We start from the raw sequence: 21,932 nt of genomic DNA, 5'->3' as shown, positions 1-21,932 counted from the left end.
ATATAGACATTATGATTTAATCAATACTAATATGGCTTTAATAAAATTTATTATCTATTGAATCACTTATTTTTAGTGCTAATTTGTATAATAATTTAAATTTAAATTTAAATTATTTCTTAAGAAAATTATTTAAATTAAATAATTATATTAAGTAATGAGAAATCTTTAGTATTTAAGTAAAAAGCTAAATTTTATGTGTTTGATATATTTTTAGCTTAAAGCCATTGGTAATTTAAATTTGTTTAAATAGGCTATAATCCGCCAAAAAAGGAGAGATAATGCTAACGCATTTAGATGAGAAAGACCGCCCAAAAATGGTCGATGTAAGCCCAAAAGATCCAACTAAAAGAGTAGCAACTGCTAGCGGGATCATCAAAATGAGCAAAGAGGCCTTTAGAGCGATAAAAGAAAATACTGGCAAGAAAGGCCCAGTCATCCAAACAGCCGTTGTCGCTGCAATAATGGGTGCAAAAAAGACAAGCGAACTAATCCCAATGTGCCATCCATTAGCTATTTTAGGTGTGGATTGTGATATCGAGGAGCTGCCTGAAATTTGTGCTTTTAAGCTTTATGTGAGCGTAAAAATAGAGGGCAAAACAGGCGTTGAGATGGAGGCATTAACTGGCGTTAGCGTGGGGCTTTTGACCATTTATGATATGGTAAAAGCTATAGATAAAAGTATGGAAATAAGTAATATCGTGTTAGAGAGTAAAACAGGAGGAAAAAGTGGCGAGTATATGCGATCTAAATAACAAAAAAGCAAAAATTGATTACCCAACACATTGGGAATACAAAATAATATTTGATGCAGATGTCAATGTAGAAGAAAAGGTAAAAGAGATAGTAAAAGATAGAGAATTTAAGCTAGTTTTTTCAAAATTTAGCAAAGATAAAAAATACGCTAGCTATGACTTAGCCGTACTAGTTTTGAGCGAAGAAGAGAGACTAGAGATATTTTCAGCACTAAAACACGAAGCAAAATACGTTTTATAAGGTAAAAGATATGAATAATTTAGAACAAAATTTACATGATTATAAAAGCAGCGATGGCTTATTAATAAGTATAAAAGCTCTTTGCAATAACTTCTTTCAGGATGCTGCGAACAAAGATATAAATGCTTTGCCAGAAATTTTAAAGGCTAAAATGAACGAGCTTTATGACAAGATGAACAAAGAAGATCTCATAAATGCAAAAAATCTAAAAAGTGCCATGGAGGGAATAAATCAAGCCATTGTCGGTGCTGAAGAAAAGGCGCTTTACGAGCTACTTGATAAAAAAGATGAGCTAAATCGTGCAATAGAAGCAAAACGAGAAGAGATAAAAAATAGACTTAAAATTTCATTTGAAGCAGCTGAAGAAGTCGTAAAAGATAGAAATTTTAGTGAAAAAGAGGAAATTTTAGAGCTTTTAAATAATGCGATCATTAGAGAAACAAGGCTTCTTGGAATTTTAAAAGAAAGTGCTCAAATCGCATTTTTGACAACTCTTGAAGGCGCAAAAGATGTCGAAGAAACAGCTGGTGCGATAGCTAAAAATATGACCTATGTTGCGATAATTGGAGGAGAGTTTAGCAAAGAGCGAATACTTGAAATTTCAAAAAATATCATCATAGCAGCGGCAAATTTAGCAGATGAGGGTCATATCTTTGCAAAAGAGCTGATAAGTGGAGCGATAAGTGGCACAAGAGATGGCATTTTAAGAGCCATAGAAAAACTTAAAGATGAGGCGAAATTTGCTCCAGATGAGCTTAGGCTAAACTCACAACTACTAAATTTAAAAAATATTGATGAAGAATTTATAGCATTGCTTAGGGAACTTGAAAAGGAATTTGAAGGTGTAGCAAGAAACGAGATCGAAAACGTTATAAATAGCGAGCTAGATACAAACCTAGCAAAATTTAAACGTATTAGCGATCAAGCAAGAGAGCAGATCATTTCAAGGATAGAAGAGCTAAAGTCAAACGGCATGGCAAAGCTTATGAGCGAGGCAAATAATAAATTTGAAGCCTTAAAGCAAGAGCTAAATGACAAGAGTAAAAAGCTAAAGCTAAATTTTGATACAAATGACAAAATCGAAGAGATCAAACAAGAGATCGCTAATCTTGAGAAAAAAGCTAACGAAAAATTTGAAGACATAAAACAAATTGATATCAAATCAGAAGCTAAGAAATTTGGAGATAGGGCTTATCAAGCTGCAAAAGATCTGCTAAATGTTATTAAAAAAGATAAAAAAGAGGATTAAATTACCAAGCTTATCTTGAAATTTTTCTTGAAAGATACTCACGCTAAATATTCTTGCCAAGTGTAAAAAATTTCTCCACACTTGGCTTTTACTTTTTAAAACTTTAAAATCATAAAAATAAATAAAGTAAAAATGTCCCCAAAATCAAGCGATAGATGACAAAAGGAAGCATCCTGATTCTTGAGATGATCCCCATAAATAGCTTCACGCAGAGATAAGCGCTAACTGCACTTATAATTACACCAAGGGCGATGTCGCTCCAAGGAAGCGCATTTGGATCTTTTATGAGCTTTATGCTCTCAAGTCCACCGGCTAGGATGATGACTGGGATCGACATCAAAAATGAGAAATTCGCACTTCCCTTGTGGCTAAAACCTAAAAATAAAGCTGCTGTCATCGTCACACCTGATCTTGAGACGCCAGGGATGAGCGCCACGGCTTGTGCTAAGCCTATGATAAGAGCAATTTTTATGGTCATTTCATATTCGCTTTTATTTGTCGAGCGAAGATCAGCAAAATAAAGTGCTATGCCAAAGATGATCGTAGTAATAGCGATCACAACGCCGCTTCTTGCGTATTCTTCGATAATGTTGTTAAACAAAAGTCCAAAGATCCCAACTGGAATGGTAGCAAATCCCACGCACCAGACAAGCAGGCTATCGCCTACCATCTTTCTTTGTGCGATCGAGGCAAAAAAGTCACGAAGTAGCTTAAAAATCGTATCTTTAAAATAAAAAAGTATCGCGCTTAACGTACCAACGTGTACTGCCACGTCAAAGGCAAGCCCCTGATCTGGCCAGCCAAGTAGCTTTGGCACCAAGATAAGATGAGCCGAGCTTGAAATGGGTAAAAATTCGCTTATGCCTTGCACCAAGGCCAAAACGATAACGTGAGAAATTTCCATAAAATGCCTTTTTTGATTTTAGATTGCAGTTGGGGATTTTACTCCCCAAGATTAAATTTATATAAGTTCGCTAGCAAAATTTGCAAGTTTTTGCGGAGTAAATCCAAAGTGATCAAATAGCTCGTTAGCCTTTCCGCTAGCACCAAAGCTATTCATGCCATAAACTGCATCGGCAAATTTATACCACTCAAAGCCAGTTGCAGCTTCAACTGCGATGATCGTCGTGTTTTTGTCTAAAATTTTAGCCACGTATTCATCTGGCTGCTCGCAAAGTAGGTCAAAACAAGGAGCTGACACGATGTTTGCACCAATGCCTTGTTCGCCAAGAATTTCAGCTGCCTTTACACAGAGTGAGACCTCGCTACCGCTTGCTATAAATGTTATCTTCGCATCTTTTGACGAGCTTAAAAGATATGCGCCGTTACTAACCTCGCCAAATTCGCCTTTTGCAAGTGGATCAAGCCCTTGACGGCTAAGCACAAAGGCACTTGGAGCATTTAAATTTAGAGCCACTTTCCAGCTAGCTGCATTTTCGTTGCCATCAGCTGGGCGAAAAGTATAGAAATTTGGCATCGCTCTAAATGTGCTAAGCTGTTCGATGGGCTGATGTGTCGGACCATCTTCGCCAACGCCGATGCTATCGTGCGTGAAGACAAAAAAGTGCTTGATGCCCATTAGCGCTGCTATCCTCGCACTTGGCTTTAGATAGTCGCTAAAGATGAAAAATGTCGCTGAAAATGGCAAGAAAAGGCCGTATCTTGAGATGCCATTATTGATAGCTGCCATGGCGTGTTCTCTAATGCCGTAGTGGATATTTTTGCCATTTGGGAAGTCGCCCATACCCTTTAGCTCAGTCTTATTTGAAGGAGCAAGGTCAGCACTACCACCGATAAAGCCAGGTAGTTTTTTAGCTATTTCATTTAAAATGGCATGGTTTGTATCCCTTGTGGCTAGCTTCTTGTCGCTAAAGTCAGGGAATTCGATCTTGCTAAAGTCTGGATTAAGAAGCGAGTTTAGTAAATTTTTGCCTTCAATGCTTAGTGCCTCAACCTTTTTGTTCCACATCGCTTCTTCAAGATCACCCTTTTCAACTGCACCTCTAAACCTTAAAAGCACGTCCTCGTCAATGGCAAATTTCTTCTCAGGATCAAAGCCAGCTGCGGCCTTTGCCTTTTTGATGATCTCTTCGCCAAGTGGCGCGCCGTGGCTGTGGTGTGAGCCCTCAAGCTCCATTGCACCACGTGCTATGCGTGTGTTTGCGATGATAAGATATGGCGACTCTTTCTCGTTTGCCTGCTCTAGTGCAAATTCGATCTGATCGTAGTCGTGTCCATCGATGCGCGCGACCTCCCAGCCCTGCGCCTCAAACCTGGCTTTGACATCCTCACTAAAAGCTATCGCCGTGTCGCCCTCGATCGTGATGTTGTTTGAGTCGTAGATGAGCACAAGGTTGTCTAGTCTTAAATTTCCTGCGATTGAACATGCCTCGTAGCTTATGCCCTCTTCAAGATCGCCATCACCGCAAAGGCAGTAAATTTTATGATCGATTATTTTATTGTCTGGTTCGTTTAGCACGTTTGCGGCGTATTTTTCTGCCATGGCTAGGCCAACTGCGTTTGCTACACCTTGACCAAGCGGGCCAGTAGCAACCTCAACGCCTGGAGTGTGAATCTCTGGGTGTCCTGGAGTGTTTGAGCCAAGTTGGCGAAAATTTTTAAGCTCATCAAGGCTTAAATCGTAGCCGCTTAGGTGCAAAAAGCTATAAACCAAACTTGAAGCGTGACCACCGCTAAAAACGAGCCTATCTCTGTTTAGCCATTTTGGATTTTTTGGATTGTGTTTTAAAAAGTTGCTTAAAACCACCATAATATCAGCTAGACCCATAGGTGCACCTGGGTGTCCGCTGTTAGCGTTTTGCACCATGTCAGCGCACAAAAATCTTATAGTATCGGCTTGTTTTTTTAGCATATGATCTCCTTTTATTACGTCAGATTATACAAAAAAGTGATTAAAACTTGCCTTGCATTTTTGTCCAAAATGTCTAAATAGTGATATAAATTTTTAAATTTTTAGTAGTAAAAAGCTAGAAATTTCTAGCTTTTATCTAAAGGTGTTTATCCGTAAGCTCTAAGATCATCTTTGCTATGCCAGAGTCTATCTGATTTAGTGCCTCTTCTATCTCGCAAATAAGCTCGTCTTTTTTCTTTTTTGCGCCCTCAAGGCCAAGTAAATTTGTAAATGAGTTTTTAGCTAAGTCGTTATGCACAGGCTTTCCAGCGGCAACCTCGTCGCTTGTAAGATCGATGATGTCGTCTTGTATCTGAAAAGCAAGCCCGAGCTTTAGGCCAATATCATAAATTTTCTCACACTCTCTTTCGCTTAAATTTACTATCACAGCGCCCATTTTTAGACTTGCAGCGATGAGTTTTGCAGTTTTGTGGATGTGTAAAAAGACTAGCTCATCAAGGTTTAGCATCTTGCCAGAGAGTCCAAATTTAGTCTTTGCCCTTTTGATGTCCTCTTTGTTTGTATTTTCAAAAAAACAATCCAGCGCCTGACCTAGCACCATGCCGTTAACGCCAGCATTCTCGCTTAAAATTTCCACGCATTTTATACGTGTTTCAGCTGGCAAATTGGCACGTGAAATTTCATAAAAAGCATGGGTATTTAGTGCATCTCCTGCAAGTATAGCAGTCGTCTCATCGTAGGTTACGTGAAGTGTTGGTGTGCCACGTCTAAGGCTTGCGTTATCCATCGAAGGTAGATCATCATGAATGAGCGAATAAGTATGCATCATCTCAAGCCCCAAAGCCACTCTCATGGCCTTTTGCGTGAGGCTTTTATCCACACTTTCTACCACGCCAAGAAGCAAAAGCGCCCTAAAGTGCTTGCCTCCAGCCTTTAGCATAACGCCAAGCGCCTCCTCGTAGTAAGGATGAAAGCTAGGCGCCTTTGGTAAATTTTCGTTTAAAAATTTTACAAAGTCCTCAAGTAAGCTCATTTTGGCACTCTTGCAAAAAATTGAAAGTCATTTCTAGTAAATAGAAGCGTAAAATTTTTTAACTCACCAAGCTTCTCTAAAAGCTCTTCACGACTACTCACGCTCTGTTTATCAAAACCCAAAATTTTATCGCCGGTCTTGATGCCAAAAATTTCTGCATTTGACTTTGGCTCGACCTTGGTAACGACTAAATTTTTATCCACCGTGATACCATAATCCACCAAAATCTTATCATCAAGCATCGTTTGTGGATCTTTTGGCATGATGTTAAAATTTGGTATATCAAGGCTTGAAGGGGCGTCTACATCGAGGCTTTGGTTAAATTTCACATCCCCACTTACTGGCACCTGAAAGAGCATTTCTTGCTTATCGCGCTTCACGATGATGTCAAGCTTTGCGCCCTTTGGAGCAAAAAGCACCATCTCATTTAGCTCTCTTAGGCTTTTTGGCTTGATACCATTTATCGTAACAAGCTCATCATCGACCATCATCATCTTGCCACGGCCCAAAGGATCAACAAGACCCACAAAAAATTTATCCTCTTTTTGCAAAAATTTCACGCCGATATCGCCGTAATAGACGTCATCATAAGATACAAAGTGCTTTAAATAGCGGTTTGGTATAAATTTATCAGCTCCAACAGCTATACCTATCATCTTGCAGCAAGGTGTGTTTATCTCGCCAGTTGCGTTGTACTCAAAACTTAGCGTATCAAAGTCGCCTAAATTTTGCCCCAAAGATTTGATGTGACCCATGACGGTGTTGTTAGAGTCATTTAAAATTCCAACCCAAGTGCTTTTTTTGATACGCTCTTCATTTGTTTCATCAGCCATAACAACAGGGCTTAGCTCCTTGCTAGAGCGGACCAAAAAAAGCTGCAAATATGGGTCAAATTTGACATATTCATCAAGCGGAGCTCCCTCGCTTTTTGGCACTGCGATCAAATTTTTAGTGATAGCCACGCCAAAGTGTTTATTTACCGAGACGATTGAGTTTTTGTTCTTTTCAAAGCAGGCGTTAAAGTCCTCTTGCGTAGGCCTAGGATCGGCGTTTAAGAAAAGAGATGATAGCAAAAAAGCAAGGACAAATTTATAATTTAGTCTCATTTTATCCCCATCGAAGCAAGGCCGCCAAGCATCCTTGAAGCGGTGTTTTTCTTATCGGCCTCAACCGACTTTAGCACGTCATTTACGGCGCTTATTAGCAAAATTTGCATGCTCTCTTTATCTTCAAGCAGGCTATCGTCTATGCTGATATCAAGTATCTCGCCGCTGCCGTTTGCTCTCACGCTTACTAGTCCGCCACCGCTTTTTGCTCCAAATTCTTTATTTTTACTCTCTTCTTCCATCTGCTTGGCCTGCTTTTGCACATCCTCAAGCATCTGCCCCATCTTTGAAAAGTCAAATCCCTCAAACATCGCCTACTCCTTTATGATCTCGTTTTTGTTATTTACATGCACGATGGTTGGCTTAAATTTCTTAGCCTTTTTAAATTTCATGCTAGCATAAGCTACGATGATGACCACGTCGCCAACGCAGACCTTTCTAGCAGCTGCGCCGTTTAGGCAAATTTCGCCTTTTTTGCCCTTTATCACGTAGGTGGCAAATCTCTCGCCATTATTTACGTCTAAAATTTCAACCTTTTGATTTTCTATCAAATTTGCAGCTTTTATAAGCTCCTCGCCGATGCTGATCGAGCCAACATAGTTTAAATTTGCGTCTGTTACGACGGCTCTGTGGATCTTGCTAGCTAAAATTTCTATATTCATTTTTACCTCTTTAAAAGCTCTTTTACTACTTCTTTGTCGCTAAATGGGTGCTTGATGCCCTTTATCTCTTGATATGGCTCGTCGCCTTTGCCAAGTATGACAAGCGCCCAGCCGGGTTCTAGCTTGCTAATGGCTAGCGCGATCGCCTCTTTGCGGTTGGCGTTTCGTATCAAATTTTCATTTTGGCTCATGCCAGCGCAAATTTCATCGATTATGCTCTCTGGCTCCTCGCTTCTTGGATTGTCACTTGTGACGATGCAAATTCTTGCGTATTTTTGGGCTATCGCTCCCATTTTAGGGCGCTTTGTCCTATCTCTATCGCCTCCTGCGCCAAAGACAGCTATCAAATTTAGATGTCTAAGTGAGTTTAGCACCTTTTCTATGCCATCTGGCGTATGGGCAAAATCTACGATGACTAACGGATCGGTGCTAACCACTTCCATTCTGCCACTAACCCCTTTAAATTTACTTATCGCCTTTGAAAGTGCGGCTGTATCTGGTCGCTCTAGCAAGCAAACGGCGCCAAGTGCTGCGATTAGGTTGTAAAGATTAAACTCACCTTGCAAGCTTGAGTCTATCTCCACATCGCCATTTGGCGTCTTGATAACTGCGTCTATGCCGTCCTTTAGCCCATAAACCACTGGTGCAAAGCTGGCTGGTTTTTTAAGCGAATACGTATAAGCGTTTTTTGGGTTAAATTTAATGCCATTATCATCAGCATTTATAAGCTTCATGCCATCATCATCAAAAAAGCTTGATTTTACTCTAGCATACTCCTCCATGCTCTTGTGGTAGTCGAGATGGTCTTGAGTCAAATTTGTAAAAATTTTTAGAGCAAATTTCAAGCTCTCTATGCGTTTTTGGGCGATCGCGTGTGAGCTAACCTCCATCACGAAGTACTCACAGCCTTGCTCGCTAGCTACTTTGAGGTAAGAAAGGGTCTTTAAAATGGCACTCGTCGTAAGCGCCTTGTCATCTATCTGCTTGCCCTCTATAAATGCCCCTCTTGTGCCGCTTAGCCCGCATTTTTTGCCTAAATTTCGTAAAGTCTCATAGATAGCAGCAGCTGTTGTGGTCTTGCCATTTGTACCTGTGATGCCAACTATCTTTAAGTTTTCATCGATCTTTAAAAGTTTCTTGCACTCTTCAAGGCTGATTATTTTAGCGCCATTTTTTACCGCAGCCTCTGCAAATTTTGAATTTGCAGCAGTTTGCACGAAAAATGAGCCATTTTCGCACTCGTTTGAGTCATCTGTTATGAAGCTATTTTCTACTGATATTTTCATCGTTTTGTCTTTTTTGTATCTCTTTAAAAAGCTGATCTATGCGCTCATCACCGCCAAACATCACCGCCGCACTCTCAAGATAGTTTATACTCATTTCGATAAAGTCATTTTTTATCAAATTTCCTAAAAATTCTAAAAAATCATCTTTGTTTGAGATCATGACCTTGGTTGAGAACATGATATTTTCAAAGACTTTTTTGAAGCTCCCGTCCTTATAAACAGCCTTTTTAAAGTCCTCGTAGCTGATCGCGTCTTGCTCTTCAAAATACTCATCGCTAGCCAATCTTGATTCTAAAATTTTTAAAATTTCATCCATTCCTTCATCATCTTCGCCAGCTCTTAGTTTATCCATAAAATAGTCAAATAAAAGTTTTGCTTCCTCTGCATTTTTCTCGCCAAGGGAGCAAATTTGTATCAAAAATAGTAAATTTTTATCCTGTGTCTTTTCGTAAGCTAGAGAGAAGTAAAAGATCGCTTCTTTAAATTTTGAGCGTTTAAAGTGTTTAATGCCTATTTTTTTATAATCTATCAATGTCAAATTCCTCGCCAATCGGGATATTTACGACCTCAAGCTCTGGGTGAATATCCATACGAAGTTGTCTTTCGAGTCCATATTTTAGTGTAGTTGTGCTAGCTGCGCATCCATGACAATGCCCTGTAAGTCTTACATAAATTTTGCCGTTTTTTATGCCAAGTAGCTCCATACCACCGCCATCATTTTCAAGCATCGGTAATACCTTTTGCAAACTCGCACTGACTGGTTTTAAAAGTTCTTCATCGCTAAATGGGATCATATCTTTTCCTATTAAATTTTTGGGCTATTATAGCAAAATAAAAATGCAAAAAATAATGGCTATATTTTTGCTTAGTGCTAATTTTGCTTTATAATTTAAACCTTTTTGACACACCTAATCAGCTTTGGTTTTTAAATATTTGAGCTAAAATTTAGTAAATTTTTGATTATTAGTTTTAGGGCAAAAGGGCAAATTTCGCCCTTTTTGTTTAATCTATTAGAAGTGATTTTATATCTACTTTTTGTTCAATCATCTTGCTCTCAAGCATAAATTCTTGCGTAGCTTCAAGTGCTTTTATATCTTCAGCCGTAATCTTTGGACTAAAGTCATACTGCGGATACATGCTCTTTACCGCCTCTATGCTAAGCCCGGTCTCTTCAGCCGTAAATTTTAATGCCTCTTCTTCATTTGCTTTCATAAAAGTCAAAATTTCATCTTGGGCCTTTTTAAATTTTTCAACTAGATCTTTATGCTTTTTGTAAAATTCTCCACTTGTGGCAGTGACGATGACTGGAGTGATAACGCCCTTGCCTGTTGTTACGACACTAAGTCCTGATTTTTTAGCATTATAAGCAGCTGGTCCAGCAAGAAGTGCTGCATCGACGCTACCATTTTCAAGTGCAGCTTGTGCAGCTGGAATGCCCATAGAAACGAACTCTACGTCATTTATGCTTAGACCGCCAAGAGCAAGATATCTAACCAAAAGCTCATTTAATATCGTACCTTTTGGGCCTGCTATTTTTTTACCTTTTAGGTCTTTAGCGGTTTTTATACCTTTATCTTTAGTAAATATCGCAAAAGCTTCAGGTGCTCTTGAATATGCACTTATAATCTTTATGTCAGCTTTATTTGCCGCGGCAAGTATGACTGAAGTTCCGCCCACGCAGTTTAGAAACTGGAGCGAATTTGAAGCTAGAGCTTGAGTCTGCTTTGCACCTGATGTTATCTCAGAGTACTCTACTGGCATACCAAAAGATTTAGCATAAAAGCCTTTAAATTTATCGACGATTGAGGGGACGTTTAGCGGCGATTTGACGTAGGTCATGCCGATCTTATCTAGCTCACTTGCGTTTGCTACTAGGCAAAGCAAAGAGGCTGCACACAAAATCTTAAAAAACTTTCTCATATTTGCTCCTTTAAAAATTTTCCAAATTATATAACTTTTTGCTTCGTTTTGGTTTTAATTATCATTTTATAAAATGCTAAATTTCGCTCAAAATTTTACGCTTTAAGTTTATTAGCTCATCGCAAAGCAAATCTCTTGGCCTAGCTAGATTTGACAGGTCATAGCTTGATTTCATCCCACCTTTTTCAAGCAAAATTATCTCATCTGCTAAATATATGGCTTCATCGACATTATGAGTGACAAAAATGATGGTTTTGCCGGCTTGAAGCTTTAAAATTTCAGCCTGCATGCTGGCTCTCGTAAAAGCATCAAGTGCTGCGAATGGCTCATCCATAAGGATCAAATTTGCCTCGTACGCAAGCACTCTAGCAAGCGAAACGCGCGAGCTCATACCGCCAGAGAGCTGCGAAACGGCCGCAAATTTAAAGTCGCTAAGCCCTATCATAGATATCAGACTATCGATTTTTGTAGGCTCTATCTCATGCTTTTTAAGCGCAAATACGATATTTTCATAGACATTTAAAAAAGGCATGAGCCTAGGCTCTTGAAATACAAAACCGATCTTTGCTTGCTCTTTAAAATTTATCTCGCCAAGGCTTACGCCCTCAAGTCCAGCAATAAGCCTTAAAAGAGTCGTTTTACCGCAACCACTTCTACCAAGTATTACGGTGATCTTATCCTTTTTTATGCTTAAATTTAGCTCTTTTAAAACGTCGATACGCTTATCATGGATAAAAAAATGCTTGGATAAATTTAAAATTTCTATCATTTTTCACTTCGCAAAAGGCTAAATTTAGATATCAAAAATAAAAATATCCTATCTATGAGCACACCACAAATTCCTATCGTAAAAATGCCAACAAATATCCTATCCGCGCGCGAAAGCTCCTCTGCGTCAAGTATAAGATAGCCTAGCCCGCTAGAAGCTGCGATCATCTCCGCTCCCACAATCGCTCGCATCGCGTAGCCAAAACCTATGCGCATACCTACAAAGATATCCTTTATTGCATTTTTTAGGATGATTTTGTAAAAAATTTCAAATTTACTAAAACAAAAAATTTTACCAACCTCAATAAGCTTCACATCGCAGCTAGTTAGCCCTTTTGAAATGCTTAAAAACATTGGAAAAAATGATGCTAGGATGATAATAATAATTTTTGGAGTTTCGTTTATGCCAAACCAAAGCACCAAAATAGCAATAAGGCTAAGTGGCGGAACATTTCTAAAAAATTCTAAAATCCACTCATAATAAATACTAGCTTTTGGAAATAGCGCCGCCACTCCGCCAAAAATAAATGCCAAAACAAAAGCAAAAGTATAGCCAACAAATATACGCTTAAAGCTAATCGTCACATGCGTTATTAGCTCACCACTTAAGCTCATATCAAACATCGTTTTAAGTGTCGTAATAGGACTTGGCAAGATATACGGCGTGAAAATTTCTAGCTCGCAAACGACCTGCCAGAGGGCAAAGATTGCTAAGATCAAAATGCTCTTTTTAAAAATTTCCCTCACAGCCCATCTCCATTGTGACAGCCATTTTTACAGTACAAAAGCTCGATGATCTGATAGTTTTTAAGCTCACTAAATTTATATGAAAATGCGTTTTGTATCTTTTCTTTACTACACAAACTTAGTGTTTTTATACCTAAATTTTCAAAAAATCCGGGCGGGATCGGACTTGATTCTATTTTGCTTGTTTGTAAATTTATATCGTTTAGCTCTTTAAATTTTTTCCATGTTAAAAATGTAGTTTGCTCCAATTTTAAAGAATTTCCAAGCTCAGCCAAGTCCTCACAAGGCGTTGTTATATAAAGCCACTCATCTTCTTTTAGCTTCGAGCTAAGCTCAATGGCGCTTTCAATTAAAATGGGATTTAAGCTTGAAATATTATTTGAAAATTCTTTGAAATTTGATCTTATAAAATTTACAGCTCTTGGACAGCGACTGTCTAAAACCATGCCTTTAGAACATAAATTTTTATATGAATTTTTGATATCACTAACATGATCTTTTTCGCACTCTACTATGTTAAAGCCCTTATTTTGCAAGAGCTCTTTTAACACAGAGAGGTCATACATATTTTTTACAACGGGATTTAGCCAAAGTAGCTTTCTCACGAGTTCTCCGTAATTTTAATAATAGAAATCAAGATTCTATCATTTAAAAATTTAAACCAAGTAAAAAGAGCCGCTTATAACTAAAATCATAAAAGATAGGCGGCACAAAAAGCTAAACTTAGCCTACACTTTTATATCTAATTTCTGTTTTTGCTCCACTTTTTCCATTAGTTTTAGTATATCAACTCCGTTTTTCTCAAGCTGCATTAGCTCCTTAAGATAGGCAAATTTCTCATCTTTGTTGATGTCGTAAGTAGTTAATTTCTCGCTTCGTCCGATCACTGAAGCATAGACTTTGTTGCCATCAAGTTTGTCCGTATTTTGCACATTATAAAGCGAGAGCACGCCCTCTACCACCTCTTTAAAATCCGCCCCACTCTTCATGCCAGCTTTCATGAGTGTGAGAAATCTCTGCTTGCTCTCTTCGTCAGTGAAATTTATATTTTGTAGCGTCTGATACTCAACTGGGGGCTTATTAGTGCTTGTTAGCATAGAGATAGCCTTTTTGCCTATTGTAATGCTCTCCACGCCGACTCTTTCGCCAAGATACTGCCTAAGCGCATAATCAATCCACTTATCTTTAAATTCATCTATGCTTAGGTCTTTATCAAGTATCTCAAACCCTTCCACGTGGCTCTTATGGCTAAGTCCAAGAAGTGTGTTATCAAGTTTTGATGTGTATTCTTTTGCAAAGAGATCAACATCTGTTGGATAATATCCTATGATCTCTTCGTGAGCTCTGCCAAAACCAAGTGCTTTGGTCTGGTTGATAAAATTTTTGAGATCATTTATCTCATCTTGGCTGACTTGTTTATCGTATCCCATGAGCTTGCCCCAGATACTTATCTTGCCATTGGCAGCTATGCCTGATAGCGAGAAATTGCTAGCAAATGTTAGATTCTCGCTATTTTTTTGAAATTTTATCGTATTTGTTTCATTTAAATTTATTGGCTCACCTCTAGTATCGGTATGACTTTTTCGTTCATCAACCAAACTACTAGATAAATCATTTAAAGAATTTTTGTCTTTATTGGATTTAGTATTTTTAGTATCAAGCTCTTGCGCTCTACTACTTTGCGAGCCAATATAAAAATTTGTCCCAACTCCATTTACACTACCTATCATCTCAAATCCTTTGAAATTTATTAGACACCTGAAACAAATATCGTCTTTATAAAATAAAATTTTAGTAAAGAGTTTAAAGGTAAAAATTTAAAATATATGATTTTAGATTAGAAGATTTACAACTTTTAACCATGAAAGTTTATGATTTTTGGTTAATAATTTTGGTAGATAATTAAAGAAATTTATAGCTTGAGAAAGCTTTTGAAAGAAGGATTTTATTTTAATTTTATATTCAAGAAACTAAAAAAAGAGAGCCGAAGCTCTCTAATAATTATTCAGCTACTAGCTCTATATAAGCCATCTCGGCTGCGTCGCCTCTGCGAACGCGAGTTTTGATGATTCTTGTATAGCCACCGTTGCGCTCTTTAAATTTTGGAGCTACTTCAGTAACTAGCTTATTTGTAGTCTCTTTGTCTTGCAATGAAGCAAATACTGCTCTGTGAGCGTTAGAATCTCCCTTTCTAGCTCTTGTGATAAGCTTTTCAACATAGCTTCTAAGCTCTTTTGCTTTTGGTAAAGTTGTCTCTATCTTTTCGCTTTTGATGATAGCTATCGCTAAATTCTTAAGCAATGCAGATCTATGAGATGACGTTCTACCAAGTTTGCGATATCCGTGTTTATGTCTCATCTATTGTCCTTTTATTCTTTTACACTCATTTGTGCTTTAAGCTCGGTTATTTTCTTTCTTAGTTGCTCTTTGCCATCTTTTAACACATCGGTACCAACTGGATAGCCTATCTCTTCCATAACCGCCTTAATCTCTTCAAGAGATTTTTTACCTAAATTTTTAAGCTCTTTAAGCTCATTTTCGTCCATTAATGCAAGCTCGCCAATAAATCTAATATCAGCTTTGTCAAGGCAGTTGAAACTTCTAGCGCTTAAATTTAGATCTTCTACGCTAGAAAGTAACTTTGAAAACTCACCGCCTGCACTTGAGCTAGTAACTGGAGTACTAACATCAATATCTAAAATTCCTTTAAATACTGACATTTGTTGATACATGGCTTCTAAACAATTTTTAAAAGCCTCTATCGGACTAACTTGACCATCAGTTGTTATAGTAAATACAATCTTTTCATAGTCTGGGTCATCCTCAACCAAGACATTTTGTATATCATAAACTGCTTTTTTAACAGGTGTAAAAAAAGCATCAAGTGCGATATAGTCGTCTTCGATCTCTTCTCTGATCTCTTCACTAGGAACATATCCGATACCTTTTTGAATGATAACTGAAAAATTTAACTCAGCATCTTCATTTATTGTAGCAAGGTATGCATCTGGGTTAACGATCTCAACTAGATCATTATTTAGATCAGCCCCAGTTATCTCTTTTGGTCCTTTAAAGCTATACTCTATAACTTCGCGCTCGCTGGCGCTTTTTAATTTAAATCTGATTTTTTTCAAATTTATAATAAAAAATGCTACGTCTTCTAGCATACCACGCATACTATCAAATTCATGGCTAACGCCTTTTATCTTTACGCCAATAGGAGCAAAACCTACTGTGCTTGTGTAAAGAAGACGACGCAATGGGTGAGCCAAGGTAACAGCATAGCCCGCCTCAAAAGGATACGCTGTAATGTTAGCAACATTTTCGCTAACACTTTTAACTTCAATTTCAGTTGGCATATAAGCTGATGTAGTAATCTTTCTCATCTTTATACCCTCTATTATTTTGAATAAAGCTCTACTATAAATCTTTCCTCAACAGGAATGATAACCTCTTCTCTTTCTGGATTTCTAGTGAAAATTCCAAATTTTTTCTCTTTTTCAACATCTACCCAAGCAACAATACCAGTTTGCGCTGTAAGATCTATTGCACGAACAATTTGTGGATTGTTCTTAGATTTTTCAACAATCTCTACTTTTGCACCTGGCTCAACTCTGTAAGATGGTATATCTACTCTTTTACCATTTACTAAAATATGTCCATGAGTTACTAGCTGGCGAGCAAAACGACGAGTTGTTGCAAAGCCCATTCTGTAAACAACATTATCTAGTCTTTGCTCTAGCAGTTGAACCAAAAGAGCACCAGTGTTGCCCTCGCGGCGTGCTGCTTCTTGAAATAATCTTCTAAATTGTTTCTCTGAAACACCGTACATAAATTTAGCTTTTTGTTTCTCGCGAAGTTGTAAGCCATATTCGCTTATTTTTGCTCTTCTTTGTCCATGTTGTCCTGGTGCATAAGGTCTTTTTTCAAAAGCACTTTTACCAGCAAGTCTTCTTTCGCCCTTTAACGCAAGAGACACACCAAGACGTCTTTCTAATTTTTCAACAGGTCCTGTATATCTAGCCATAATAATTTCTCCTATTTTTCTCTAATTATACGCGGCGGCGTTTTGGCGGTCTACAACCATTGTGTGGTAAAGGTGTAATGTCTTTAAAGAAAGATACTTTAATTCCTTCAACAGTTCCTACACTTTTAACAGCCGTTTCACGTCCGCTACCTGGACCTTGAACCTTAACACCAACTTCTTTTATACCATGCTCTTTTGCTTTATTTAGAGCATCTTCAACTGCCTGTTGAGCTGCATAAGGAGTTGATTTTTTACTACCTTTAAAGCCTAAGCCACCTGCACTACTCCATGCAATAGCATTTCCCATTTCATCAGTTACAGTTACCATAGTATTGTTAAATGTTGCACTGATATAAACGATACCTTTGGCTATACTTTTTCTAACTACTTTTTTCTTAACAATTTTTCTTTTCGCCATTTATTATCCTTTAACCCTTGCCTTACTTAGTAGCTGCACCGACAGTTTTACGTCTGCCTTTTCTGGTTCTAGCATTAGTTTTAGTCTTTTGACCACGAACAGGAAGACCCTTTCTATGGCGAAGACCTCTATAACTTCCAAGATCCATAAGAGCTTTGATATCCATAGCAACTTGTTTTCTCAAGTCACCCTCAACGACGTGATGCTCTTGAATTTCTTTACGGATAGCTGCCGCTTCATCTTCACTAAGCTCATAAACTCTCTTGTCGTAAGAAATTCCAGCTGCGTCAAGAATTTGACGAGATTTATAAAGACCTATACCATAGATATAAGTCAAACCATACTCTATTCTCTTTTTGTTTGGTAAATCTACACCTGCAATACGTGCCATGCCTTATCCTTGTCTTTGTTTATGTTTTGGATTTTCGCAGATAACACGAATTATGCCACTACGTTTGACAATTTTACATTTGTCACACATCTTCTTTACAGAAGGACGAACTTTCATTTTAGTCTCCTAAAAATTTATTCCACTTTTTTAGGGGCTGCATCAGGTCTAAAGAAAAAATTTAGACCAACTATTTTCAAAATAAGTGGGGAACTTTGAAAATAATTCTTCATACAGCTTTTCGCAAAGCTTGGATTTTATCCAAAACCAGCTTTAAATTTACTTAGCATATTTGCCAAGAGGCTAAATTTACTTATATCTATAAGTGATCCTGCCTTTATCTAGGCTATATGGCGTAAGTTCTACTTTTACGCGGTCGCCAGGCATTATCTTTATATAATGCATTCTCATCTTACCGGCGATATGACATAAAATTATATGTTTGTTGTCAAGCTCAACTTTAAAAGTTGCATTTGGTAGTGCTTCAACAACATTTCCATCAATCTCAATGACATCGTCTTTTGCCACAAACTCTCCTTTCTTTAAATTTTTGCCATAAATTTTACGCTTGGCTTAAAATTTCGGCTTTGCCATTAACTATCGCCATGCAATGCTCATAATGGCTAGTTCTTAAACCATCTTTTGAGGTTACTTTCCAGTTATCGCTTCCTAAAACTGGCGTGCCGTCTTTTTGGCAGATCATCGGCTCTATACAAAATACCATTCCCTCTTTTATCTTTGGTCCAGCTTTTGGGTTGTTTCCTTCAAGATAGTTTGGAATTTCTGGCTCTTCGTGTGGCCTTTTGCCTATGCCATGACCACAATACCCACGTAAAGGTACATAGCCTCTGCCTATTATAAATTTCTCAAGCTCGTAGCAAATTTCTTTAAAATGCATACCAGCTCTTATGATATCAATCGCAAAATATAGCGCATCTTTTGAGCAAGCAATCAAAGCCTCGTCTTCTTTTGAAATTTTACCAACCCCAAAAGTCCTAGCTGAATCACCAAAATAACCATCTAAATTTGAGCCGATATCAACGCTAACGATATCACCCTCTTTTAGCTTGTATTCATTTGGGATTCCGTGGATCACCACTTCATTGACGCTTATGCAAGCTGCATTTGGAAAGCCATAGAGCCCTTTAAAAGCAGGTTTTGCTCCAGCAGCCCTTATCATATCTTCACAAATTTTATCTATCTCAAGAAGTGAAATTCCAGGTTTTATGATTGTAGAAACATGATCAAGAGTTCGAGCGACGATCTTGTTCGCCGCTCTCATTTTCTCTATCTCAGCTGGTCTTTTAAGCGTGATAGCCATTTTATAGACCTACTGCACTTAGAGTTTGGTATTTGTTTGTATAAGACTGGGCTTCTATACGCCTCATCGTATCAAGTGCTACTGAAACCACAATAAGTACTGACGTGCCACCAAAATAAAATGGAACACCCATAGTCTTTACAAGTACCCAAGGCAGTGTTGAAATGATACCCAAGTATAAAGCACCACCTAAAGTTAGCCTTCCAGCTACTTCATTTAGATAGCTAGCTGTACTCTCACCTGGTCTAACGCCTGGGATAAATCCGCCTTGTTTCTTTAAATTTTCACTTATATCTTTTGTGTTAAACACGATCGATGCATAGAAAAACGCAAAGAAGATGATAAATAAAAATGTTAAAACGTTAAACATATAGCCATTTGGACTTAAAAAATCATTGATAGCTTGGATGATTGGATTTGTACTAGCTTGCAAGATCGTACTTGGAAACATCAAAATCGCACTAGCAAATATCGGTGGAATAACACCGCTTAAATTTACTTTGATCGGTATATAGTTCATTATACGTTTGTTTTGATTTTCCATTATCACTTTTCTTGAGTAAGAAATAGGGATACGCCTTTCACCCATCTCGACAAATATAATAGCACCAATGGTAGCTAAGATAATTGCCAAAATAGCGATGACTGTTAGGAAATTCATTTCAGAAGTATTTACTAAATTTATAGTCCCACCGATTGCACTAGGTATGCCAGAGACGATACCGGCAAAGATGATAAGACTTATGCCATTGCCTATACCACGTTGTGTTATTTGCTCGCCTATCCACATAAGCAGCATAGTTCCAGTTAGCATAGACACAGCAGAGATCGCGATAAATAAATTTATATCTATCATGATAGCTTGTTCGCCACCACGTCCGCTTAAGCTTTGAAGTCCGATAGAAACGCCGATTGATTGTACAAGAGTGATAACAATGGTTGCATAACGTATGATTTGCATATATTTTTGCATACCGTCACGCTCTTTTTTCATCTGACCTAATTTTGGAAATGTTGCTGCTAAAAGCTCCATAATGATCGAAGCTGTAATGTAAGGCATGATACCTAAAGAGATAATACTTAAACGCTCAGCAGCCTTACCACTAAACATATTAAATAGGCCCAAGGCATTGCTATTGTTTGAATTAAAAAATTCTTTAATTACGTCGACATTAACACCAGGAACTGGCACATAAGCCAGTATCCTGTATGCGAACAAAAATGCCAACGTGATTAAAATCTTGTTGGTCAGTGTTTTATCCATTATTTTGTTCCGCTAACGCTAACGTTCTCGTCTTTGATCTTAGAAGCAAGAGCTTTTGCACTTGCACCGATTAGTTTTATCTTAGTAACGCTCTTTGAAATTTTATGAACGCTAGCTATTGTTGCTATTGAAATTTCAGCAAGCTCTTTTATAGCTGCGATTTTCTCGACATTAATAACATAAGGTTTTTCAAATTTAGAAGTAAAACCTACTTTTGGAAGACGCCTTTGAAGTGGTTGCTGTCCGCCCTCAAAACCTCTTTTCTCATTGTAGCCTTTTCTTGCTCTTTGACCTTTGTTACCTTTGCCAGCAGTTTTGCCATTGCCGCTACCTTGACCACGACCTATTCTTTTGGTTGCATGAGTTGAACCTGCAGCAGGTGTTAATTTTTCTAATGCCATCTTAACTCCTTTCTCTTAGCTTTTTAGCAAACTAAGTGCTTTTATAGTAGCACGAACGACATTTGCTGAGTTGTTTGAGCCAAGTGATTTAGTAAGGATATCCTTAATACCTGCAAGCTCGATAATAGGACGCGCACTACCACCAGCGATAACACCAGTACCTTCGCTAGCTGGGCGAAGTAGCATTCTACTTGCGTTGTATTTTACCTCTACATCGTGAGGGATAGTTGTGCCCTTGATCTTAACGTGGATAATATTTTTAAATGCGTCGTCAATCGCTTTTCTCATCGCATCTGGTACCTCTTTAGCTTTACCATAACCAAAGCCAACTAGACCATTTCTATTACCAACAACAACTAAAGCTGTAAATCTAAATCTACGGCCACCTTTAACAACCTTTGTAACCCGACCGATATCGACGATTACTTCTTCAAATTCTTCTCTATTATATTTTTCCATCGATTTTCCTTTGGGTTATAGCTTGATGCCATTTTCTCTTAAAGCTTCAGCAAATGCTGCGATAACGCCATGGTACAAATAACCATTTCTATCAAAAACTGCAACATCTATCTTCTTAGCTTTTAAAGCCTTAGCAAATTCTTTAGCTAAAGTGACCGCACCTTCTTTATTTGCTTTTATGCCTATCTTTCTACCATCTACTGCAGCTAGCGTAGTAGCTGTAACGTCGTCAATTGCTTGAACATAAAGAGTTCTGTTTGATTTGAAAATAGAAACTCTTGGGCAAGTTGCAACACCAGAAATTTTACCTCTGATTCTTCTTTTTCTCTTAATTCTAAGAGCGATTTTTCTTTTTAGTACTTTTGCTGTCATTTACCGCTCCTTACTTCTTAGATGTCTTGCCCGCTTTGCGGATGATGCGTTCTTCTAGATATTTAACGCCTTTGCCTTTATATGGCTCAGGTGGTCTAAATCCTCTAACTTGAGCAGCCACTTGTCCTACTACTTGTTTGTCGTCGCCTTTGATAGTAATAACGTTTTTCTCAACACTAGCTTCAACGCCTGCTGGTAGCTCATAGTTGATAAGGTGTGAAAAACCAAGAGAAAGCTCTAAAATTTTACCTTTTGCAGCTGCTTTGTAACCAACGCCGTTGATCTCAAGCTGGCGAGTAAATCCCGCAGTGATACCAGTTACGATGTTATTAGCAAGCGCTCTATATGTTCCCCAGTAAGCTCTACTTTGGCGATCTTCGCCTTTTGGAGCAAAAACTATATGACCATTTTCTATCTTGACATCAACATGACCTTTTGTGTCAAGCTCTTTTATATGATTGCCCTTTTTAAATTTTAGGACATTATTTTCAACGCTAACGTCTACACCACTTGGGATAGCGATAGGCTGTTTTCCAATACGTGACATTTTTTTCCTTTACTTGTCTAGGGTGTTCCTACATTTACGAATAAACACCACAATGCCGTAAATTTTATCGTCAAATTTGACGAAACCTTCATTTGA

At 38.0% G+C, this 21,932-nt stretch carries 30 protein-coding genes; 3 read left to right on the top strand and 27 right to left on the bottom strand.

Annotated features, from left to right (window positions below):
* The first annotated feature begins 278 nt into the window (after positions 1-278).
* Genes moaC through CYP43_RS02405 form a run of 3 tightly spaced genes read left to right on the top strand, consistent with a single transcriptional unit; the run spans position 279 to position 2,245 of the window.
* On the top strand, positions 279-755 hold the full coding sequence (gene moaC, locus CYP43_RS02415) for a cyclic pyranopterin monophosphate synthase MoaC (RefSeq protein ID WP_180382178.1): 477 nt from the start codon (positions 279-281) through the stop codon (positions 753-755).
* On the top strand, positions 730-996 hold the full coding sequence (locus tag CYP43_RS02410; protein ID WP_021091143.1) for an HP0495 family protein: 267 nt from the start codon (positions 730-732) through the stop codon (positions 994-996). The genes moaC and CYP43_RS02410 overlap by 26 nt, the downstream gene beginning before the upstream one ends.
* A 10-nt stretch (positions 997-1,006) precedes the next feature.
* Positions 1,007-2,245, top strand: a complete 1,239-nt coding sequence (locus CYP43_RS02405; RefSeq protein WP_085658575.1) for a hypothetical protein — start codon at positions 1,007-1,009, stop codon at positions 2,243-2,245.
* Between the two features lie 109 nt (positions 2,246-2,354).
* Here the strand turns inward: CYP43_RS02405 and CYP43_RS02400 are convergent, their stop codons facing one another.
* From CYP43_RS02400 to rplF, 27 genes are all read right to left on the bottom strand, one after another.
* Complete coding sequence (locus tag CYP43_RS02400; RefSeq protein WP_103582367.1) at positions 2,355-3,149, bottom strand: undecaprenyl-diphosphate phosphatase; 795 nt, start codon at positions 3,147-3,149, stop codon at positions 2,355-2,357.
* 57 nt (positions 3,150-3,206) lie between these two features.
* Positions 3,207-5,117, bottom strand: coding sequence for a transketolase (tkt, locus tag CYP43_RS02395; protein WP_103582366.1), 1,911 nt, complete (start codon positions 5,115-5,117; stop codon positions 3,207-3,209).
* A gap of 136 nt (positions 5,118-5,253) precedes the next feature.
* The gene (locus tag CYP43_RS02390) at positions 5,254-6,150 is read right to left on the bottom strand and encodes a polyprenyl synthetase family protein (RefSeq protein ID WP_103582365.1); all 897 of its coding nucleotides are present in this window, start codon (positions 6,148-6,150) and stop codon (positions 5,254-5,256) included.
* Positions 6,147-7,256 carry a DUF7488 domain-containing protein gene (locus tag CYP43_RS02385; protein WP_103582364.1) on the bottom strand — a complete coding sequence of 370 codons (1,110 nt, stop codon included), beginning with the start codon at positions 7,254-7,256 and terminating at the stop codon, positions 6,147-6,149. Before CYP43_RS02385 ends, CYP43_RS02390 begins: the two co-directional genes overlap by 4 nt.
* Entirely contained in the window at positions 7,253-7,567 is a 315-nt protein-coding gene (locus tag CYP43_RS02380) for a YbaB/EbfC family nucleoid-associated protein (RefSeq protein WP_002941513.1), read from the bottom strand. Before CYP43_RS02380 ends, CYP43_RS02385 begins: the two co-directional genes overlap by 4 nt.
* Before the next feature lie 3 nt (positions 7,568-7,570).
* The gene (gene panD, locus CYP43_RS02375) at positions 7,571-7,918 is read right to left on the bottom strand and encodes an aspartate 1-decarboxylase (RefSeq protein WP_002941539.1); all 348 of its coding nucleotides are present in this window, start codon (positions 7,916-7,918) and stop codon (positions 7,571-7,573) included.
* A gap of 2 nt (positions 7,919-7,920) precedes the next feature.
* Positions 7,921-9,204, bottom strand: a complete 1,284-nt coding sequence (locus CYP43_RS02370) for a UDP-N-acetylmuramoyl-L-alanyl-D-glutamate--2,6-diaminopimelate ligase (RefSeq protein ID WP_103582363.1) — start codon at positions 9,202-9,204, stop codon at positions 7,921-7,923.
* The gene (locus tag CYP43_RS02365; RefSeq protein ID WP_021091130.1) at positions 9,182-9,736 is read right to left on the bottom strand and encodes a hypothetical protein; all 555 of its coding nucleotides are present in this window, start codon (positions 9,734-9,736) and stop codon (positions 9,182-9,184) included. The genes CYP43_RS02370 and CYP43_RS02365 overlap by 23 nt, the downstream gene beginning before the upstream one ends.
* Entirely contained in the window at positions 9,723-9,998 is a 276-nt protein-coding gene (locus tag CYP43_RS02360; RefSeq protein WP_021091089.1) for a NifU family protein, read from the bottom strand. Before CYP43_RS02360 ends, CYP43_RS02365 begins: the two co-directional genes overlap by 14 nt.
* Positions 9,999-10,206: 208 nt before the next feature.
* The gene (locus CYP43_RS02355; RefSeq protein WP_103582362.1) at positions 10,207-11,124 is read right to left on the bottom strand and encodes an NrtA/SsuA/CpmA family ABC transporter substrate-binding protein; all 918 of its coding nucleotides are present in this window, start codon (positions 11,122-11,124) and stop codon (positions 10,207-10,209) included.
* A 76-nt stretch (positions 11,125-11,200) separates the two neighbouring features.
* The gene (locus CYP43_RS02350) at positions 11,201-11,893 is read right to left on the bottom strand and encodes an ABC transporter ATP-binding protein (RefSeq protein ID WP_103582361.1); all 693 of its coding nucleotides are present in this window, start codon (positions 11,891-11,893) and stop codon (positions 11,201-11,203) included.
* Positions 11,890-12,612 (bottom strand): ABC transporter permease, encoded by a 723-nt coding sequence (locus CYP43_RS02345; protein WP_258032132.1) that lies wholly within the window; start codon positions 12,610-12,612, stop codon positions 11,890-11,892. Before CYP43_RS02345 ends, CYP43_RS02350 begins: the two co-directional genes overlap by 4 nt.
* A 23-nt stretch (positions 12,613-12,635) precedes the next feature.
* The gene (locus tag CYP43_RS02340) at positions 12,636-13,244 is read right to left on the bottom strand and encodes a hypothetical protein (protein WP_103582359.1); all 609 of its coding nucleotides are present in this window, start codon (positions 13,242-13,244) and stop codon (positions 12,636-12,638) included.
* A gap of 123 nt (positions 13,245-13,367) precedes the next feature.
* Entirely contained in the window at positions 13,368-14,369 is a 1,002-nt protein-coding gene (locus CYP43_RS02335) for a hypothetical protein (RefSeq protein ID WP_103582358.1), read from the bottom strand.
* A 271-nt stretch (positions 14,370-14,640) separates the two neighbouring features.
* Positions 14,641-14,997, bottom strand: coding sequence for a 50S ribosomal protein L17 (rplQ, locus tag CYP43_RS02330; RefSeq protein ID WP_002941584.1), 357 nt, complete (start codon positions 14,995-14,997; stop codon positions 14,641-14,643).
* Positions 14,998-15,008: 11 nt separating this feature from the next.
* Positions 15,009-16,025, bottom strand: a complete 1,017-nt coding sequence (locus CYP43_RS02325; protein WP_103582357.1) for a DNA-directed RNA polymerase subunit alpha — start codon at positions 16,023-16,025, stop codon at positions 15,009-15,011.
* A gap of 14 nt (positions 16,026-16,039) precedes the next feature.
* A complete protein-coding gene (rpsD, locus tag CYP43_RS02320) occupies positions 16,040-16,666 on the bottom strand; it encodes a 30S ribosomal protein S4 (protein ID WP_054197275.1) in 627 nt (208 codons plus the stop codon).
* Between the two features lie 25 nt (positions 16,667-16,691).
* Positions 16,692-17,084 carry a 30S ribosomal protein S11 gene (gene rpsK, locus CYP43_RS02315; RefSeq protein ID WP_103582356.1) on the bottom strand — a complete coding sequence of 131 codons (393 nt, stop codon included), beginning with the start codon at positions 17,082-17,084 and terminating at the stop codon, positions 16,692-16,694.
* A gap of 22 nt (positions 17,085-17,106) precedes the next feature.
* Positions 17,107-17,475 carry a 30S ribosomal protein S13 gene (gene rpsM / locus CYP43_RS02310; protein WP_012140556.1) on the bottom strand — a complete coding sequence of 123 codons (369 nt, stop codon included), beginning with the start codon at positions 17,473-17,475 and terminating at the stop codon, positions 17,107-17,109.
* Between the two features lie 3 nt (positions 17,476-17,478).
* Positions 17,479-17,592, bottom strand: a complete 114-nt coding sequence (gene rpmJ / locus CYP43_RS02305; RefSeq protein ID WP_002941545.1) for a 50S ribosomal protein L36 — start codon at positions 17,590-17,592, stop codon at positions 17,479-17,481.
* Between the two features lie 189 nt (positions 17,593-17,781).
* Positions 17,782-18,000: a translation initiation factor IF-1 gene (gene infA, locus CYP43_RS02300; RefSeq protein ID WP_002848031.1), complete on the bottom strand. Its 219-nt coding sequence runs from the start codon at positions 17,998-18,000 to the stop codon at positions 17,782-17,784.
* 34 nt (positions 18,001-18,034) lie between these two features.
* Positions 18,035-18,793, bottom strand: a complete 759-nt coding sequence (gene map / locus CYP43_RS02295) for a type I methionyl aminopeptidase (RefSeq protein ID WP_103582355.1) — start codon at positions 18,791-18,793, stop codon at positions 18,035-18,037.
* 1 nt (position 18,794) lies between these two features.
* The gene (gene secY / locus CYP43_RS02290; protein WP_103580105.1) at positions 18,795-20,057 is read right to left on the bottom strand and encodes a preprotein translocase subunit SecY; all 1,263 of its coding nucleotides are present in this window, start codon (positions 20,055-20,057) and stop codon (positions 18,795-18,797) included.
* Positions 20,057-20,458: a 50S ribosomal protein L15 gene (gene rplO / locus CYP43_RS02285; protein ID WP_021089212.1), complete on the bottom strand. Its 402-nt coding sequence runs from the start codon at positions 20,456-20,458 to the stop codon at positions 20,057-20,059. Before rplO ends, secY begins: the two co-directional genes overlap by 1 nt.
* 15 nt (positions 20,459-20,473) lie before the next feature.
* Positions 20,474-20,917, bottom strand: coding sequence for a 30S ribosomal protein S5 (rpsE, locus tag CYP43_RS02280; protein ID WP_002941646.1), 444 nt, complete (start codon positions 20,915-20,917; stop codon positions 20,474-20,476).
* A gap of 15 nt (positions 20,918-20,932) precedes the next feature.
* Complete coding sequence (rplR, locus tag CYP43_RS02275; RefSeq protein WP_021091120.1) at positions 20,933-21,289, bottom strand: 50S ribosomal protein L18; 357 nt, start codon at positions 21,287-21,289, stop codon at positions 20,933-20,935.
* A gap of 10 nt (positions 21,290-21,299) precedes the next feature.
* On the bottom strand, positions 21,300-21,836 hold the full coding sequence (gene rplF / locus CYP43_RS02270) for a 50S ribosomal protein L6 (protein WP_021091127.1): 537 nt from the start codon (positions 21,834-21,836) through the stop codon (positions 21,300-21,302).
* Positions 21,837-21,932 lie beyond the last annotated feature (96 nt).

This window comes from Campylobacter concisus (assembly GCF_002913045.1).
Classification (GTDB): Bacteria; Campylobacterota; Campylobacteria; order Campylobacterales; family Campylobacteraceae; genus Campylobacter_A; species Campylobacter_A concisus_AP.
Note: the sequence above shows the minus strand (reverse complement) of the source record. Positions and strands in the feature narration are given on the sequence as shown.